Annotated in this window: 15 protein-coding genes and 1 pseudogene; 7 read left to right on the forward strand and 9 right to left on the reverse strand. The window is 40.2% G+C overall.

Annotation, left to right across the window (positions count from 1 at the left end; genetic code table 11):
- Window positions 1-9: 9 nt before the first annotated feature.
- The 3 genes from ACH8JV_RS07915 to ACH8JV_RS07925 are packed head-to-tail and all read left to right on the forward strand — an operon-like array spanning window position 10 to window position 2,010.
- On the forward strand, window positions 10-687 hold the full coding sequence (locus tag ACH8JV_RS07915; protein ID WP_396520576.1) for a hypothetical protein: 678 nt from the start codon (window positions 10-12) through the stop codon (window positions 685-687).
- A gap of 27 nt (window positions 688-714) precedes the next feature.
- Window positions 715-1,521, forward strand: a complete 807-nt coding sequence (locus ACH8JV_RS07920) for an SDR family NAD(P)-dependent oxidoreductase (protein WP_016803828.1) — start codon at window positions 715-717, stop codon at window positions 1,519-1,521.
- 54 nt (window positions 1,522-1,575) lie between these two features.
- On the forward strand, window positions 1,576-2,010 hold the full coding sequence (locus ACH8JV_RS07925; protein ID WP_396520578.1) for a nuclear transport factor 2 family protein: 435 nt from the start codon (window positions 1,576-1,578) through the stop codon (window positions 2,008-2,010).
- On the opposite strand, the gene ACH8JV_RS07930 is transcribed toward ACH8JV_RS07925, so the two are convergent.
- The 9 genes and pseudogenes from ACH8JV_RS07930 to ACH8JV_RS07970 all read right to left on the reverse strand — a co-directional run bounded on the left by ACH8JV_RS07930 (window position 2,007) and on the right by ACH8JV_RS07970 (window position 13,035).
- Window positions 2,007-2,441, reverse strand: a complete 435-nt coding sequence (locus ACH8JV_RS07930) for a YbjQ family protein (RefSeq protein ID WP_263614468.1) — start codon at window positions 2,439-2,441, stop codon at window positions 2,007-2,009. The two genes, ACH8JV_RS07925 and ACH8JV_RS07930, sit on opposite strands and share 4 nt — an antisense overlap.
- 7 nt (window positions 2,442-2,448) lie before the next feature.
- Window positions 2,449-2,799 (reverse strand): YbjQ family protein, encoded by a 351-nt coding sequence (locus ACH8JV_RS07935; protein ID WP_002051367.1) that lies wholly within the window; start codon window positions 2,797-2,799, stop codon window positions 2,449-2,451.
- A gap of 109 nt (window positions 2,800-2,908) precedes the next feature.
- Window positions 2,909-4,363 (reverse strand): multidrug efflux RND transporter outer membrane channel subunit AdeK, encoded by a 1,455-nt coding sequence (gene adeK, locus ACH8JV_RS07940; protein WP_263614919.1) that lies wholly within the window; start codon window positions 4,361-4,363, stop codon window positions 2,909-2,911.
- Complete coding sequence (adeJ, locus tag ACH8JV_RS07945) at window positions 4,363-7,539, reverse strand: multidrug efflux RND transporter permease subunit AdeJ (protein WP_396520580.1); 3,177 nt, start codon at window positions 7,537-7,539, stop codon at window positions 4,363-4,365. Before adeJ ends, adeK begins: the two co-directional genes overlap by 1 nt.
- A gap of 12 nt (window positions 7,540-7,551) precedes the next feature.
- Window positions 7,552-8,802, reverse strand: a complete 1,251-nt coding sequence (gene adeI / locus ACH8JV_RS07950) for a multidrug efflux RND transporter periplasmic adaptor subunit AdeI (protein WP_396520582.1) — start codon at window positions 8,800-8,802, stop codon at window positions 7,552-7,554.
- Window positions 8,803-8,826: 24 nt separating this feature from the next.
- The gene (locus tag ACH8JV_RS07955; RefSeq protein ID WP_396520584.1) at window positions 8,827-9,453 is read right to left on the reverse strand and encodes a phosphatase PAP2 family protein; all 627 of its coding nucleotides are present in this window, start codon (window positions 9,451-9,453) and stop codon (window positions 8,827-8,829) included.
- Between the two features lie 183 nt (window positions 9,454-9,636).
- Window positions 9,637-11,697 carry a site-specific recombinase gene (locus ACH8JV_RS07960; RefSeq protein ID WP_396520609.1) on the reverse strand — a complete coding sequence of 687 codons (2,061 nt, stop codon included), beginning with the start codon at window positions 11,695-11,697 and terminating at the stop codon, window positions 9,637-9,639.
- 14 nt (window positions 11,698-11,711) lie between these two features.
- Entirely contained in the window at window positions 11,712-12,689 is a 978-nt protein-coding gene (sdsA, locus tag ACH8JV_RS07965) for an All-trans-nonaprenyl-diphosphate synthase (protein ID WP_240287935.1), read from the reverse strand.
- A gap of 46 nt (window positions 12,690-12,735) precedes the next feature.
- Window positions 12,736-13,035: pseudogene (locus tag ACH8JV_RS07970) on the reverse strand (hypothetical protein).
- 96 nt (window positions 13,036-13,131) lie between these two features.
- On the opposite strand from ACH8JV_RS07970, the gene rplU reads away from it, so the two are divergent.
- The 4 genes from rplU to ACH8JV_RS07990 all read left to right on the forward strand — a co-directional run bounded on the left by rplU (window position 13,132) and on the right by ACH8JV_RS07990 (window position 15,576).
- Complete coding sequence (rplU, locus tag ACH8JV_RS07975; protein WP_000271409.1) at window positions 13,132-13,443, forward strand: 50S ribosomal protein L21; 312 nt, start codon at window positions 13,132-13,134, stop codon at window positions 13,441-13,443.
- A gap of 18 nt (window positions 13,444-13,461) precedes the next feature.
- Window positions 13,462-13,719, forward strand: a complete 258-nt coding sequence (rpmA, locus tag ACH8JV_RS07980) for a 50S ribosomal protein L27 (RefSeq protein WP_000201632.1) — start codon at window positions 13,462-13,464, stop codon at window positions 13,717-13,719.
- Between the two features lie 240 nt (window positions 13,720-13,959).
- Window positions 13,960-14,655, forward strand: coding sequence for an outer membrane lipoprotein chaperone LolA (gene lolA, locus ACH8JV_RS07985; RefSeq protein WP_002051355.1), 696 nt, complete (start codon window positions 13,960-13,962; stop codon window positions 14,653-14,655).
- 132 nt (window positions 14,656-14,787) lie between these two features.
- Window positions 14,788-15,576: an RsiV family protein gene (locus ACH8JV_RS07990; protein ID WP_396520586.1), complete on the forward strand. Its 789-nt coding sequence runs from the start codon at window positions 14,788-14,790 to the stop codon at window positions 15,574-15,576.
- Window positions 15,577-15,591: the final 15 nt, after the last annotated feature.

Here is a 15,591-nt window from a genome sequence, read left to right on the forward strand (position 1 = left end):
ATGCGACTCATGAGCTACAAAGTTTTTTTAAAAATTTCCGACTCGACCTATACGCAATTTGCTGCGATTCGAGAGAAATTGCAGGCAGGGGTAAAAGAAAGCCAATCTAAAGTATTGGGTAATGTTCTTTCTGATTTATCTTGTGAAATTATTGAGCAAGTGTTCTCCGTATTGTTACAAGGAGAGAAAGGCAACTCGACCATGACCGAAAAGCAGCGCCAAGAATCTGAGAAAGTTCTTCAACAAATTTTAGATACTTTCCGAAAGTATATGCCTTGGTCAGTTTCTTTTTTTGGTAATGAACGACTTTTACCTTTAGTTGATTATATGACGTCACTCATGAAAGAACGTGAGCAAGATGTTTATATTACGTACCCGATCACACCTCAACTTGTGCAACAAGCCCAAACACTGACTGAGCAAATACGCGCGGGCAATATGCAAAGCGTAGAAGAAGCTTTTCAAACCTTGATTCAAATAGTGGATTTAGGCGTAACAAGCCTAGTACGTGAACCTAAAAAACGTTTAAAATTTAATTTAGTTGTCGATAAAACTCTAAATGGGGTCATTAATATGACAACGCATTTGGGCTATAAACGTTTGGAAAAATTGGGGACGCAGGTTGATCAGACCACAGCAACTCACTATATCAACCACTTTTTGGCCTTCATGCATCAAGCAGCATAATTTAAAAAGATAATAGGAATTTAAAGCATGGCCAAACTTGATACTTTGCAAAATAAAGTGGTGTGGATTACTGGAGCATCTTCTGGTTTAGGGAAAGCTTTAGCTGGTGAGTTTGCTCTGCAAGGTGCTCAAGTGATTTTAACTTCACGCCGCTTTGAAGAATTAGAAGAAGTTCGCGTTGGTTTACTCCATCCAGACCAGCATTTGTCGGTAGTTGCAGACATTACCAACCAACAGCAAGTTCAAGAAGCGTATGAGCAGATTTTAAAAGCCAAAGGTCGAATCGACTGGCTTATTAATAATGCGGGTTTAAGTCAACGTGCTTTGATTCAGGACACCACAATGGAAACTGAAAGAGCCATTATGGAAGTCGATTATTTCTCGCAAGTGGCATTAACCAAAACTGTGCTGCCGACCATGCTCAAACAAAAGTCTGGCCGAGTTGTATTTGTCTCTAGTGTAGCAGGGTTATTAGGTACGCAGTATCGTGCAAGTTATTCGGCTGCTAAAGCTGCAATTCACATGTGGGCCAACAGTTTACGTGCTGAAGTTTCAGATCAAGGCGTTGAAGTTTCTGTGATTTTCCCAGGCTTTGTAAAAACCAATGTTTCATTTAATGCGTTAAATGGTGCAGGGCAGCCTCAAGGCCATCAAGACGAAGCAATTGAAAATGGATTAGAAGCAGATGTTTTTGCAGAACAGTCAGTTAAGGCATTAATGCAAGGGCAAGAGTATATAGTAGTGGGCGGAACGAAAGAAAAATTAGGTGTAATGGTTTCCCGTATGTCCCCGAAATTACTCTATAAAATGATACGAAAAACAAAAGTGAAATAAAAAAGAGATTTCGCCGTGCTAAATTGATGGAAAAACCCACATAGAAGGTTCACCATGGATCAAGAATACCATCGTATCTTAGACGTTGTAACGCGTTTTCAATTGGTCTTTGACCAGAAAAATTGGGATGCGTTTGATGAGTTATTGGCCGATCAACTTGAGGTGGACTATTTCCAGTTTAGAGGAGAACCTTTATGTGTGGTGTCTTGTCATGAATATAAAGGTTCGCGGCAACAAGCTTTGTCGCATTTGCGATTACAGCACAATTTGAGTAATCCTCTTATTCGGATTGAACAAGACCGTGCATGGCTAGAGTGTAATTATCAAATTTACCGTTTTTCGGAAAATGATTATTTTCATTCTTTTGGTCGCTATTATTTTACTTTGGCAAAACAACAGGACAAATGGAAAATTACCGGAATTTGCCAACACTTAACTAAAAATATTGGCAATCCGCGTATACATTTTTCTGCTATGGGGCAGTGCTAGTCTTTGACTGCTGTACCATAAGCAAAAACTTCAACCATTCCGCCTTGCATACCGAGTTCGGTTGTACTCAGCCGAACTCCCATAATATGGTTAGCACCCACACTATGTGCTTGTTGTTTTAAACGAATAATTGCTTCGCGGCGAGCACGTTCAACAATACTTTCATAACTGCTAAGACGACCACCTAAAACATTTTTGATAGAAGCCAGTACATATTTAAAATAGTCATGGGAAATGACCACATTACTGCTAATAAAGTGGCCTAACTGATCACTTGTTGTAAAACGATTGGTATCAATTCTGATATGGGCAAATTGTTGCTCTTTTTCTAGAAGTTCATTCAAATGTTTTTGTTCAATATGACGGCCAAAAGCCCAACCGATACTGAAAAGAATGAGAAAAACAACAAGCTGAAAAATAAGATTGTCCATTTTCTACCTATGCATTAAATGGGTCTGGTAGATGTGGAGCTTGCGGTTGCACCACGACTGCTGTGCCATATACAAATAGCTCGGAAGCGCCTTGGGCAATGTTTGAAGTTGAGAAACGAATACCAACAATTGCATTCGCACCAAGCTGCTGGGCTTTGGCAATCATACGATCCATGGCTTCTTGGCGGGATTCTTCTAAAAGTTCGGTGTAGCCCGTGAGTTCACCACCCACAATATTTTTTAAACTTGCCATGAGGTCACGGCCCACATGTTTGCTACGAACAGTGCTTCCATAAACAACATCGAGTTGCTTTAAAATTTGATGGCCTGGAACGCTTTCTAAATTACTTAATAACATTGTTTTTTATCAATCTAAATTTCTTAAGGTTTCAAGATAAAAAATATTCACATCAGTTGCAATAAAAAAGCCCACCGAAGTGAGCTTTTATAAGAACATGATTTAAAGCTTATTGCTTTTTAAGTTCAGCACTTGATGGTTGGTGTGCCACGGTATCTGAAGTATTTGCTTTTAAACCACCACCTAGAGTTTTATATAACTCGATTTGGTTGTTTAAGTTTGCTTGTTGAAGCAATAACAAACCTTGTTCTGCTGAATAAGATGAACGCTGTGCATCAAGAACCGTCAAATAACTATCAATACCAGCGCGGAAGCGAGCATTTGAAAGTGTGTAGTTGCGGTTAGTTGCTTCTACCAAACGTTGTTGCGCTGTTAAACGGTCACCAATGTTGGCACGCGTAGCAAGTGCATCATTCACTTCGCGGAATGCAGACTGAACTGATTTTTCATAGTCAGACAATGCAATTTTCTGATCAGTTTCAGAAATTTTCACATTGGCACGACGAGTACCCCAGTCAAAGATTGGTAAATCTAAGCTTGGACCAATTGACCATGCAAAACCACCCGACTTAAATAGATCGCTTAAGTCAGTTGATGCATAACCTGCTGAACCCGTTAAGCTAATGGTTGGGAATAAACGTGCTTTTGCAGCACCAATATTCGCACCCGCAGCGCTTAAGTTATATTCAGCCGCTTTTACATCCGGACGGTTGTTTAACAAGTCACTTGGTAAACCAGCAGTGAATACATTTTGCTGAGCAATACGTTTTACAGGTTGTGTTGGCAACAAGTTTTGTGCAACCGGTTGACCTACAAGTAAGTTCAACAAGTTTTGTGCTTGAGCAATTTGAGTCTTGTAGTTCGCTACATCATTACGCGCAGTTTCTACAGAAATCTGTGCCTGACGCAACGGAACTTCACTGTCGATACCTACATCAAAACGTTTTTTGTTGAGATTGTAAGAATCTTGCTGTGCTTTAAGCGTTTGCTCTGCAAGTCTTAAATTTGCTGTTGCAAACGAATAATTCAACCATGCTTGAGCAACTTGGCTGATCAAGCTGATCTGAGTCGAATCACGCGCACTTTGTGTTGAGAGGTAATTATCTAAAGCAGCGTCTTTTAGACTACGAACACGACCCCAGAAATCAAGCTCATAAGCAGTTACACCCAAACCTACTTGGTAAGTAGAGTAGGGGTTATTCGGGTCACGACTTGGCGTAACCTGACGAATTGCACTACCACTTGCTCCAATCGTTGGAAGCTGGTTGTTCTTCGTAATCTGATATTGCTCTTGAGCACGTTCAATATTTAGCGTTGCTTTACGTAAATCACGGTTATTCGCAAGAGCCAAGTCGATTACTTCCAGCAAACGCGGGTCAGCAAAGAACTGTTTGTAGCCCTGTTCAGCAATAGATGTACCAGAAGCGCTGTTATATGCATAGCTCTGTGGAATATCGGTTTTCACGACTGGTTCTGGGCCGCGCATGCTTTGACAAGCTGCCAAAGCAAGCGCAAGTGCAGATACCGCAATGCTACGACCTGAAATAGACCATACTTTTTGCATCACGATTTATGCTCCTGAGTGTTTATGGTTTTTGGTTTGTACTTAAAGATACTACGAATCCACACATAGAATACAGGGATAAAGAAGATACCTAAGAATGTCGCGCTGAGTACGCCACCAAGTACACCGAAGCCTACTGAGTGCTGACTTCCTGCACCAGCACCTGTTGAAAGAGCAAGTGGAAGTACACCAAAACCGAAGGCAAGGGTCGTCATGATAATTGGACGTAAACGCATTTTTGCAGCATGTAAGGTTGCATCAAGTAGATCTTCACCTTTTTCCTGCAATTCTTTTGCGAACTCAACAATCAAGATCGCATTTTTTGCAGAAAGACCGATTACCGCGATCATCGCTACCTGGAAGTAAATGTTATTTGAGAGATTTGGATCTCCTTTAATAATCATACCCAAGTAAGTTAATACGATTGCACCAATAATACCGAGTGGTACCACAAGTAAAACCGAGAACGGAATAGACCAGCTTTCATACAATGCAGCCAAGCAAAGGAAAACGATTAACAATGAAAGCGCATATAAGAATGGAGCTTGAGCACCAGACTCACGTTCTTCAAGTGATAAACCTGTCCATTCATAGTCGAAACCTTGTAAGCCCATAGATGGTAACTTAGCAATAATTTCTTCCATCGCTTTCATCGAGTCACCAGAGCTCACGCCAGGTGCAGGTGTACCTTGAATGTTAACCGATGATACGCCGTTATAACGTTCAAGACGTGGAGAACCATATGTCCATTCGCCAGTAGCAAATGCAGAGAACGGTACCATTTCGCCTTTGTTATTACGTACATACCACTTGTTTAAGTCTTCAGGCATCATACGGCTACCCGCATCACCTTGAACATAAACTTTTTTCACACGGCCACGGTCAACGAAGTCGTTAATGTATGAGCCACCCCATGCAATACGCATCGTATTGTTAATTTCGGCAATACTCACACCCATGGCACCAGCTTGAGCTTGGTCTACATTAATTTGATACTGAGGTGTATCTTCTTGACCATTAGGGCGAACACCCACAAGACGTTTATCTTGTGCAGCCAAACCTAAGATCGTATTACGTGCAGCAATAAGTTTCTCATGGCCTTGACCACTTGAATCTTTAAGTTGCAAGTTGAATCCGGCTGTTACACCTAATTCAGGCATTGCTGGAAGCTGTAAAGGCATGATGTAAGATGCGTCTTTAACGATCATATTCAATGCCATACCACGCTGAATCAATGCGCCAATTTGAGTTTCTGGTGAAGTACGTTCACTCCAGTCTTTCAATTTAACGAAGCCAATACCAGCATTTTGACCAACACCTGTGAATGAGAAGCCCGAAACGGTAAAAATAGATTCCACAGTATCTTTTTCATTCATGAAGAAGTTTGTCATGGTGTCAATCACTTTACCTGTACGGTCAAGCGTTGCATTTGGCGGTAATTGAACAAGCGTCATTACCACACCCTGATCTTCTTCTGGTAAGAATGAAGATGGGAGTTTTTGGAACAAGAACACTAATAAAGCAATAACTACAGCGTAAAGCACGCCAGAGAAGATTTTGCCTTTAAGCATGCGGCTAACACCATTTTGGTAGCTATGCGACATGCGGTCAAAACCGTTGTTAAAGCTTCTAAAGAAACGCGCAAAGATATTATTGCTTGGTTCTTTATTTGGATCATGCTGTTTTAAGATTGTTGCACAAAGAGCAGGGGTGAAGGTTAACGCTACAATTAACGATAAAACCATTGCTGTTACAAGGGTAATCGAGAACTGACGGTAAATTACACCTGTTGTACCACCAAAGAATGCCATCGGTACGAATACCGCAGTCAATACGCTGGTAATACCCACTAACGCACCAGAAATCTGCTGCATTGAACGAGAAGTTGCTGTAACCGGATCGGTATGGTCTTCACTCATTACACGTTCAACGTTTTCAACTACAACAATGGCGTCATCGACCAGAAGACCGATTGCCAATACCATAGCGAACATGGTTAAGGTGTTAATTGAGAAACCAAAGATATTAATAACTGCAAATGTACCTAATACAACTACTGGAACTGCAAGCGTTGGAATAATCGTTGCGCGCCAGTTTTGTAAAAATAGGAACATGACAATGAATACCAAAATCACGGCTTCAATTAGCGTGTGTACAACACTCTCAATTGAAAGACGGATAAATGGAGTCGTGTCATAAGCGAGTTTATCTTGTAAACCTGCTGGATAGTTCTTACGTAATTCAGACAAACGTTGTTCAACTGCTGCTGCTGTATCAAGTGCATTCGCACCAGTTGCAATTTTAATTGCAAGACCAGCCGCTGGTTTGCCGTTAAACTTCGAATCGAACTGATAGTTATCAGAACCTAACTCTACGCGAGCAACATCTTTTAAACGAACCTCAGCACCTGATGCTGTGTTCTTTAAGAAGATATTTTTAAACTGTTCAGGTGTCTGTAATAAGCTTTGCGCATTTACAGTTGCGTTAAGCACTTGACCTTGTACAGCAGGTGCACCACCTAACTGACCTACAGCAACTTGCGAGTTCTGCGCTTGTAAAGCAGTTGCAATATCGCTAGGTGTGAGTTGGTAACTTGTTAATTTAGCTGGATCGAGCCAAATACGCATCGCGTATGAACCACCAAAGACTGTTACTTCACCAACACCAGCAACACGGCTAAGCGGTTCTTTAATTGATGAGTTTACATAGTCTTTAATGTCTGAGTCTGAAAGGTTGTTATCTGGTGAATAGAATGCAATAACTTGCAAGAAGCTTGCACCAGATTTAGTTACTGTTACACCTTGACGTTGTACATCTTCAGGTAAAAGTGCAGTTGCAGATTGCAATTTGTTTTGAACTTGAACCTGTGCAATATCAGGGTCAACACCTTGTTCAAAGTTTAATTGAATAGATGCTTGACCATTACCTGCACTGTTAGAAGAAATATAACGTAAACCATCGAGACCATTCATTTGTTGTTCAATGATCTGGGTTACGGTGTTTTCAACTGTTTCAGCCGACGCACCAGGATAAGTCGCAGCAATTGTGACTGTCGGTGGTGCAATCGTTGGATACTGTGCAATAGGCATTTTTGTTAGCGTGAGAATACCCGCCAACATAATGACTAATGCAATCACCCACGCAAATATGGGGCGATGAATAAAAAATTGTGCCATTCAATCTACCCCTTATGCATTTGAAGCTGCTTTCTGTTCTGCTTGAGGTTTACCTGATTGAGCCGGTTTCGCAGCATTTGGTGCTGCACTTTGAGGACTTGCTGGTTGAGCTTGATAAGGTTTTGCTGTTACTTGTTGCCCTTCTTTAACTTTGGCAACGCCATCAACAATGACTTTATCGCCAGCTTTTAAGCCGTTAGTCACAATCCAGTTTTGTCCTTGAACCCCTGAGGTTTCAATTGGACGACTCTCAACAGCCCCTTTGGCATTAACAAGCATTGCTACAGCTTGACCTGTAGGTAAACGTGTAACGGCAGCTTGTGGAATCAGATAAGCATTTGGAACAACACCCTGAACAATTTGTGCAGTAGTATACATACCCGGAAGCAATAAATGATTCGGGTTAGAGAATACAGCACGTAACGTAATTGTTCCTGTATCTTGGTTTACAGAAGCGTCAGAGAAAGCAAGTTGCCCTTCGATTGGATAGGTAGAACCATCTTCAAGCTTTAATTTTACTTTCGTGTTGTTACTGTTGTTTAAACTGCCTTTACTTAATTGCTGACGTAAACGTAACAACTCGGCGCTAGACTGATTAATATCAACATAGATTGGATCTAACTGCTGAATCGTTACTAACGGGTCAGTCTGGTTTGCAGTAACTAAAGCACCAGCCGTTACTGAAGAACGCCCAGATTGTCCAGAAATAGGAGAGCGAATTGTAGAATAACCAAGATCTACATTCGCATTTGTTACTTGAGCCTTAGCTGCAGCAACTTGTGCTTCTGAGACATTGACTTGACCAAGTAAGTCATCATATTCCTGTTTAGACACAGCATTACTAGAAACAAGTTGTTTATAACGATTTAACTTGGTACGTAGTGAAGCTAGATTTGCCTGTTGTTGTAGGAGTGATGCTTTTGCATTTTCTAACGTTGCGCGGTTCGTTCTAGAGTCGAGCTCATAGAGCGCTTGACCTTCACGAACATAGCTTCCTTCAGCAAATAAACGTTTTAAAATCACGCCACTTGTTTGAGGACGAACTTCAGAAATTTGATATGCTGAAGTACGGCCTGAAAGCTCAACGCTTTGTTCAACACTTTGTGGTTGAGCAACAATAACACCTACTTCTGCAGGCGGCATTTTCTGAGCAGCAGCAGCTTGCTGTTTCTCATCGGAGCCTTTGCTACAACCAACAAGCGCGATACTTGTTGCTAATGCGCAAGCAGTAAGGGCTGGTGCCCAAAGCTTAGCCGACATCATTGTTCCACCTCGTTTAGATAAAATCTAAAAATATATTTGTTTTCTACTTAACCTACTTTGTGTTTGTAATAACCAGAGCCAAAGCAGTGCAATCCAAATAAAACCAATGCCCCAACCAGCGAGTACGTCTGTTGGGAAATGAACTCCTGCATATATTCTTGAAAGCCCCATACACACAAACCAAAGACAGGAGATCAAAACAATATAAGGAGAGTTAATGTTGTGCTTATGGCATAACATAATCATTGCCAGACAAGCCAGTGTTGATGCATAAACACTATGTGCACTTGGGAACGATGCACCGTAACTTTCAACAATATGATATGCCTCAGGAGGTCTAGGCCGGTTAACACACCACTTGAGCAGCCAACCCATGGTGATACTGCCAATAACTCCCAAGCTAATGAAAATAACAGTAATATATTTTTTATACCATGCTAAATATATACATACTAGAAAGGATAAAAAACATACAAAAGGCATGCCGCCTACGCGTGCAAGAAAGGTGGTTATACTATTAAGATAATCTAAACGATGGTGACTCAATGTTTGAACGGTGAGCAAGTCCAAAGATTGAAGACTTGGTACAACCAGACCAAGAACACCTAATCCTAAAAAAACGCAACCAATACAAAGCAATAGATAGGGCATATACACACCTTTGCTTATTCATGTAGTTTTTTACTACTGAATGCCGTTGAAAGTGTACTTGCCAGTACACTTTTTTTCAAGCCTGATAGATCATCGTAAATTCATTTTGAAATTTTTTTAACATTTGGAAAAACAATCACAACAAAATTGACGGAATTCACAATTTGTGTACAAAGCAAAACGCTAGTGTTCTGCTTTTTTCCCGCCACTTGCTTGGGTATTTTCTTCTAATTCTAAAGGCTGTTTTGGAGGCCAGAAGAAATCACTCGGGCGTGTAAGAAAATGGGTCATGACCAGTTTAGCTAATGGCTTCCATTGTTCAAAGCGAACTCGACGTGCACGTAATGCGACAATAATAGTGAGCGTGAAACTCACAAATAAGTTAGTGAGACCAATACAGAGCACACCTAAAAATGAAACAATAATCAAGCCAATATCTGGACTACCGTTAATGGTCATTAAACCTTGAATAAAGTTCGCTGATGCAAAGGCAATATGACGAATATCTAAAGGTAAACCTAGAATAAAGCCGATTGTTCCCATACTTCCTAGCATGACGCCGAACAGGAAGTTACCAGCAAGCGCACCTAAATTACGTTCAATATATTCAGCAAAACGGTTTAGGCGTTCTTGCCCAAATAGGTTCCTTAAACGTCGGTGTGCTTTTAAACGAGCTCCTACTTTTCTATAAACAGCCATATTGTCGAAGTAGCCTGCAATAAGACCCGACAAGAACAAACATACGCCTGCAATTGCTGCATGTGGAACGGCTAAAGATGTAAATGGATTTAAGCTGTGTAAAAGAGAAGTGGCTTTGGTATGGGTTAATAAAGGTTCATCAAGATAAAACTGCCAAGCAAAAGTAATGAGTGCAGCAGTAGGGATTGCAATCGAGATATTACCCAAAATAGCAATAAACTGAGTTCGAATAATATTGATAATAAGTGCGGCTAACTCTGCAATTTGTGCAGTTTTAGAGCCTTTACGCTGCTGAACAGTGGCAGCGAGGGCAGCCGCTGTCATTGCTGGCTGTTTTGTCGCAACAGTAAAGTGCAATACATGAATCAGAATAAAGCCGAGTGAATAGTTCATACTGAACGTAAAGGCTTGCATAAGCGGGGCCATCGTCATACGTGCAGCAAGAATTTTTAATGATGCCATACAGGCAATAATCACACCTGCACCAGCAGCGGCTTTATACATACCCCAAAAGCCTTTAGTGTCTGTACTCACATAGTGCTCACCAGTACGGCTTGCATTTTCTGTAACTTGAAAGGCAATCAGTTCACTAGTGGTACTTAGTAAAGAGCGAACACTTTTTTCGCTGTAATGTGCTTTAGTTAAGTCCGAAATTAAATTCCCTAAAGAAATATAGCGGCCTTCACTGTCGTCTACGACCAAGTAGAGTAATAATTCAATTCGATCTAAACATTGCTCAAGCAAAGACAGTAAATAAGTCAAACTTAAACTAACACCGATTCTTTTGGTGGCACGACGTATTTTTAAAACGACGTCACGGCATTGTTCCAACATTACAAATGCTTGAGATGCATCTGGCGGGGGAACAACTGCAATGTCATTGCTAGAAATATCTTGTTTTTTATACTTTTCAATAAACTCAATAATTTCACGGTTTTGTACTAAAAACGGTGATTCATATTCAGTTAACTCAGGCTGAGCATTAATAAATTCAGGATAAAGCCCAATACCACTAATACGATAAGATAAGACAGTAATCGCCTTAATCATTTCTCGTTGAATGGCATGTTTTTCATCGACATTACTGTTACTTTGCCCAATAAGCCCGAATAAGGTTGCCCAATCTTTGTCATCAACGTTGTTTAACCAGACTGAATCACTTTCTAAATAGAAAATTTTTCCAATCAAAATTTTGAGCTGGCTTGCATCTTCAATGAGTGGCAGAAAATGGCCGCCGAGTCTTTGTCCAAGTTGGTTCCAGAAACCATCTAAAGACAAAATGCCGCTATCGGCATATAAGCTCACTTGCTTATATTGATTAATTAAACGTAATAAAAAGGTTTGTAAAAGGGCTGGAGCGGTAGGAGTAAGTAATAAGCTATCAATAAATGCTTGTATTTTTTGCTCTATTTCATCCGTATCGTGAGGATCGGATGGCCGTAAAGCATTGACTAGGTCAATGAGAATATTTTCGTCGATAACAGCTTGAGGATTTTCAAGCTGTTTCTGGATTTCTAAAAAATGATCTGGAAAATTTATATGCATAGGCAAAATAATATCTACTGTATTCGATGTAATGCAAGCCGAGTAAGGTTAATCAACGCCTGACGATAAGGTGTATCAGGCAAGATTGTTAAGGCTTGCAGTGCTGCTTCTGTTTCTTCTTGGGCACGGCGCTGGCAATAATCTAAAGCACCAGACTTTTGTACAATTTCAATAACTTTGGATAATTGGTCAACCCCACCAGTCGCAATACTACGACGAATAATGGCGTGCTCTTCACCCGTTGAGTGTGCTAATGCTGAAATTAACGGTAAAGTCGGTTTACCTTCCATTAAATCATCACCAATATTTTTACCTAATGTTTCAGCATCTGAAGTGTAGTCTAAAATATCGTCAATAATTTGGAATGCATTTCCAAAATGACCTGCAAATAATCTTAAAGGTTCACGGTAGGCTTCTTGCCCAGCCAAAATGGCAGCACCTTCAGTTGCAAGTTCAAATAAACGAGAAGTTTTCCCGTGAATAATTTTTAAATATGTTTCTTCGGTTGTATCCGGTTGATGCTGAGATTGAAGTTGTAGTACTTCACCTTCAGCGATTTCACATGTACCTGTTGAGAAATCTTTTAATAAGGTCATGTTGTTTAAATCAACCAATAGGTCAAAAGCGCGAGCAATAAGGAAGTCACCCACTAACACGGCAGTTTGGTTGTTCCAAGTTGCGTTGGCAGTAGGACGGCCACGGCGAAGCCCCGATTCATCGACCACATCATCATGCACTAAAGTTGCGGTATGAAGCATTTCAATAATGGCAGCCAGACGCTGTGCATTTTGCATGTTGTCTAGGCCACAAGCTCGTGCTGCAAGTAAACACATGATCGGACGCATACGTTTGCCGCCAGCTTCAACAACATGTTTACTGACCGACATGACCAAGCCGACTTTTGAGCTAATTCCTTCATTAATCAAGTGATCCATCGCAGCAAAGTCTGTAGCAACAGGAGCGAGAATGTCTTGCTTAAAATCGATGACCATATGAAGAAAAACCCCGTATTGGTGATAAGTGGCGTTAGTGTATCAATTAAAAGTGCATTAAACAGGGAAACAAGCAATTGATATTAATCATTTGTAGGTTCATGAAGAGTTCTTTGTTCTTTATTTCGGCAAAACGATGTGTTTCCGACAAAACAATAAATTTTAATAACGTCAACATGAATACAGCTTGTTCTTGTTGCAAGTTGTGTTTGGAACTGTATTTTAAATTCCATTCAGAATCAATGAAAAGTACTAAATTCGAATTGAAGCTGTTTTTATTATGTAAGAATAACGGTTTCTATTGCTTAGATAAAGATAAAGCACTTGTCGTTTGATCAAATTTCACTTAAAATCTGTCGCCTTGTATAACCCCAGTGGCGTTCGTTTTAAGATCGATATATCCCTTTATCGACACGACGACACGGGCTGATTGGAGTACATTATGTACGCAGTAATCCAAAGCGGTGGTAAACAGCACCGTGTAGTTGAGGGTGAAACCCTTAAAGTTGAATTATTGAAGGCTGAATCTGGCGCAACTATTACATTTGATGATGTATTAATGGTTGTAAACGGTGACAACATTCAAATCGGTGCTCCAGTTGTAGCTGGCGCTAAAGTAACTGCAGAAGTGATTGGTCATGGTCGTCACGACAAAATTCGCATTATCAAAATGCGTCGTCGTAAACACTACCGTAAGCAACAAGGTCACCGTCAATGGTTCACTGAGTTGAAAATTACTGGTATTTCAGGCTAATCACGAGGAGTAAGAGACATGGCAACTAAAAAAGCCGGTGGATCGACGAAGAACGGTCGTGATTCAAACCCAAAAATGTTAGGTGTTAAAGTTTACGGTGGTCAAACTGTAACTGCTGGTAACATCATCGTTCGTCAACGTGGTACTGAATTCCACGCTGGTGCAAATGTTGGTATGGGCCGTGACCATACTTTATTTGCTACTGCTGACGGCGTAGTAAAATTCGAAGTGAAAGGTCAATTTGGCCGTCGCTACGTAAAAGTTGAAACTGTTTAAGTTTTAGCTTAAGAAAAAGCCCACATTTTGTGGGCTTTTTTTATGGAATTTCATTAATTTCATCTTCATCATGATGAATGAAATTCTACAAACAATATGAATAACATAACAAAATATCTTATTTTCTCAATGATTAGCACAGAGTTTGTCGGTTAATATGGGTCTTGAATGAAGAGCTTGTTCGGCTTGGTGAAATTAAAAGTGAACAAGTTATCTTACAGCAACTAAAAAGGTGATGACATGAATATGCTTCGTAAAACCATGTGTGCTATTACACTCAGCGCGTCAGTGCTTGCTCCTGTAATGAGTACTACAGCGTTTGCTGCACCAGTAGCAGCACCGGAGCAACAGGCGATTGGGAACCTGGTAAATCAGTTATCAGGACTACAGCGTTTAACTGCTGATTTTGAACAAACAACCAAAGCAAATACAAAAGCTGTAGCACAGAAAAAAGGCTTAGGTGCTCAGCATATGAACCAGACATTTAAAGGTTCAATGAAAGTTGAACGTCCGGGGAAATTTTATTGGGAAACTGTGAGTCCGTCTAAACAAACTATTGTGACGAGTGGTAAAACAGTCTGGATTTATGACCCTGATTTACAACAAGCTGTCCGTCAAAGCTTAGATTCGCAAGTAGCCGATACTCCTGCTTTATTGCTCTCTGGTAATACTAGTCAAATCATGAAGTCTTACCGAGTGACTCAGCCAGATAAATCTAAATTATATTTCACTTTATTCCCTAAAAAAGAAGATGGCGCTTTCCAAAGCTTAACGATTAGTTTTGGTGCTAACAAAGCACCGACATTAATGGTGTTACAAGATTCTTTAGGGCAAACCACTTACGTGAAATTTAATAATGTAAAAGTGAATGCTTCGATTCCAGCTTCAACTTTTAATTTTACGCCACCTAAAGGCACAGATATTATTGACCAATAATTATTGCGCCTCTTTAAGAAAGCCATCTGAAAGGGTGGCTTTCTTTTTATATATCAATTACAGATACATTTTTTAACCCCGTCTTATTCTTACGCTTTGTATAGTGATAAAAGTGAACAAACGGGGATTAACATGCGACTTTACGATAAGAAAATTATTTTCATTCTTCCTATGGTAGCTGCCATGGTGGCAGTAAGTGGTTGTCAGCCAAAATCTGCAGCTAAAGATGAGCAACCCACATCAAGTGCTTCAGTAAAAGAGCAAAAACAAGCAGAAGTTCCTGTTATTCAGGCAAAAGTAATTCCAGTAAAATTACCAAAGTCTAAAGTTTGTCTTGAAGATGGCTGTACTGAATATGACTTTCAGACAGTACAAACGAATCAAAAATGGATTAATGATTATTTTACGAACCGTATAAAAAAAGCAGACCCGAATGCTTTTGCAAACTTGGCTGATAAACCTGTTGAAGTACCAGAGGGGGAGCCTCGTTCAAGTCAAAGTGCAATTTATGTCCGTTATTTGGGACAAAATTATAATCTAGCAACCTTTGCCTTACAGACATACTCATACTCTGCAGGTGCAGCACATGGCATGTCACATCAAGAATTCGTAAATTTTGATTTATTAAATAAAAAGCACATTACTGTTGCTGAACTTATTAAGCCAGATGTAGAAAAACAACTCGTTGATGCACTTTTTGATGCGAATACCAACTGGCTTCAAGAGCATAATATCAGCCGTGAAAAACTGCAGTTAAGTGATAATTACTACTACGGCGCCAATGGGATTGTTTTTGTTTATCCCGTTTATGAGCTAGCTTCTTATGCAGAAGGGATGACTGAATTAACACTGCCGTATTTTGAGGCAGCTAAGTTCATTAAACCTGAGTACTTACCAAGTGTGCCGAGCTACAACATGTAAAATATCTGGTGTCTT

Origin of the sequence: Acinetobacter sp. ABJ_C5_2 (assembly GCF_044538485.1) — a bacterium.
In the GTDB taxonomy this organism is placed as follows: domain Bacteria; phylum Pseudomonadota; class Gammaproteobacteria; order Pseudomonadales; family Moraxellaceae; genus Acinetobacter; species Acinetobacter nosocomialis_A.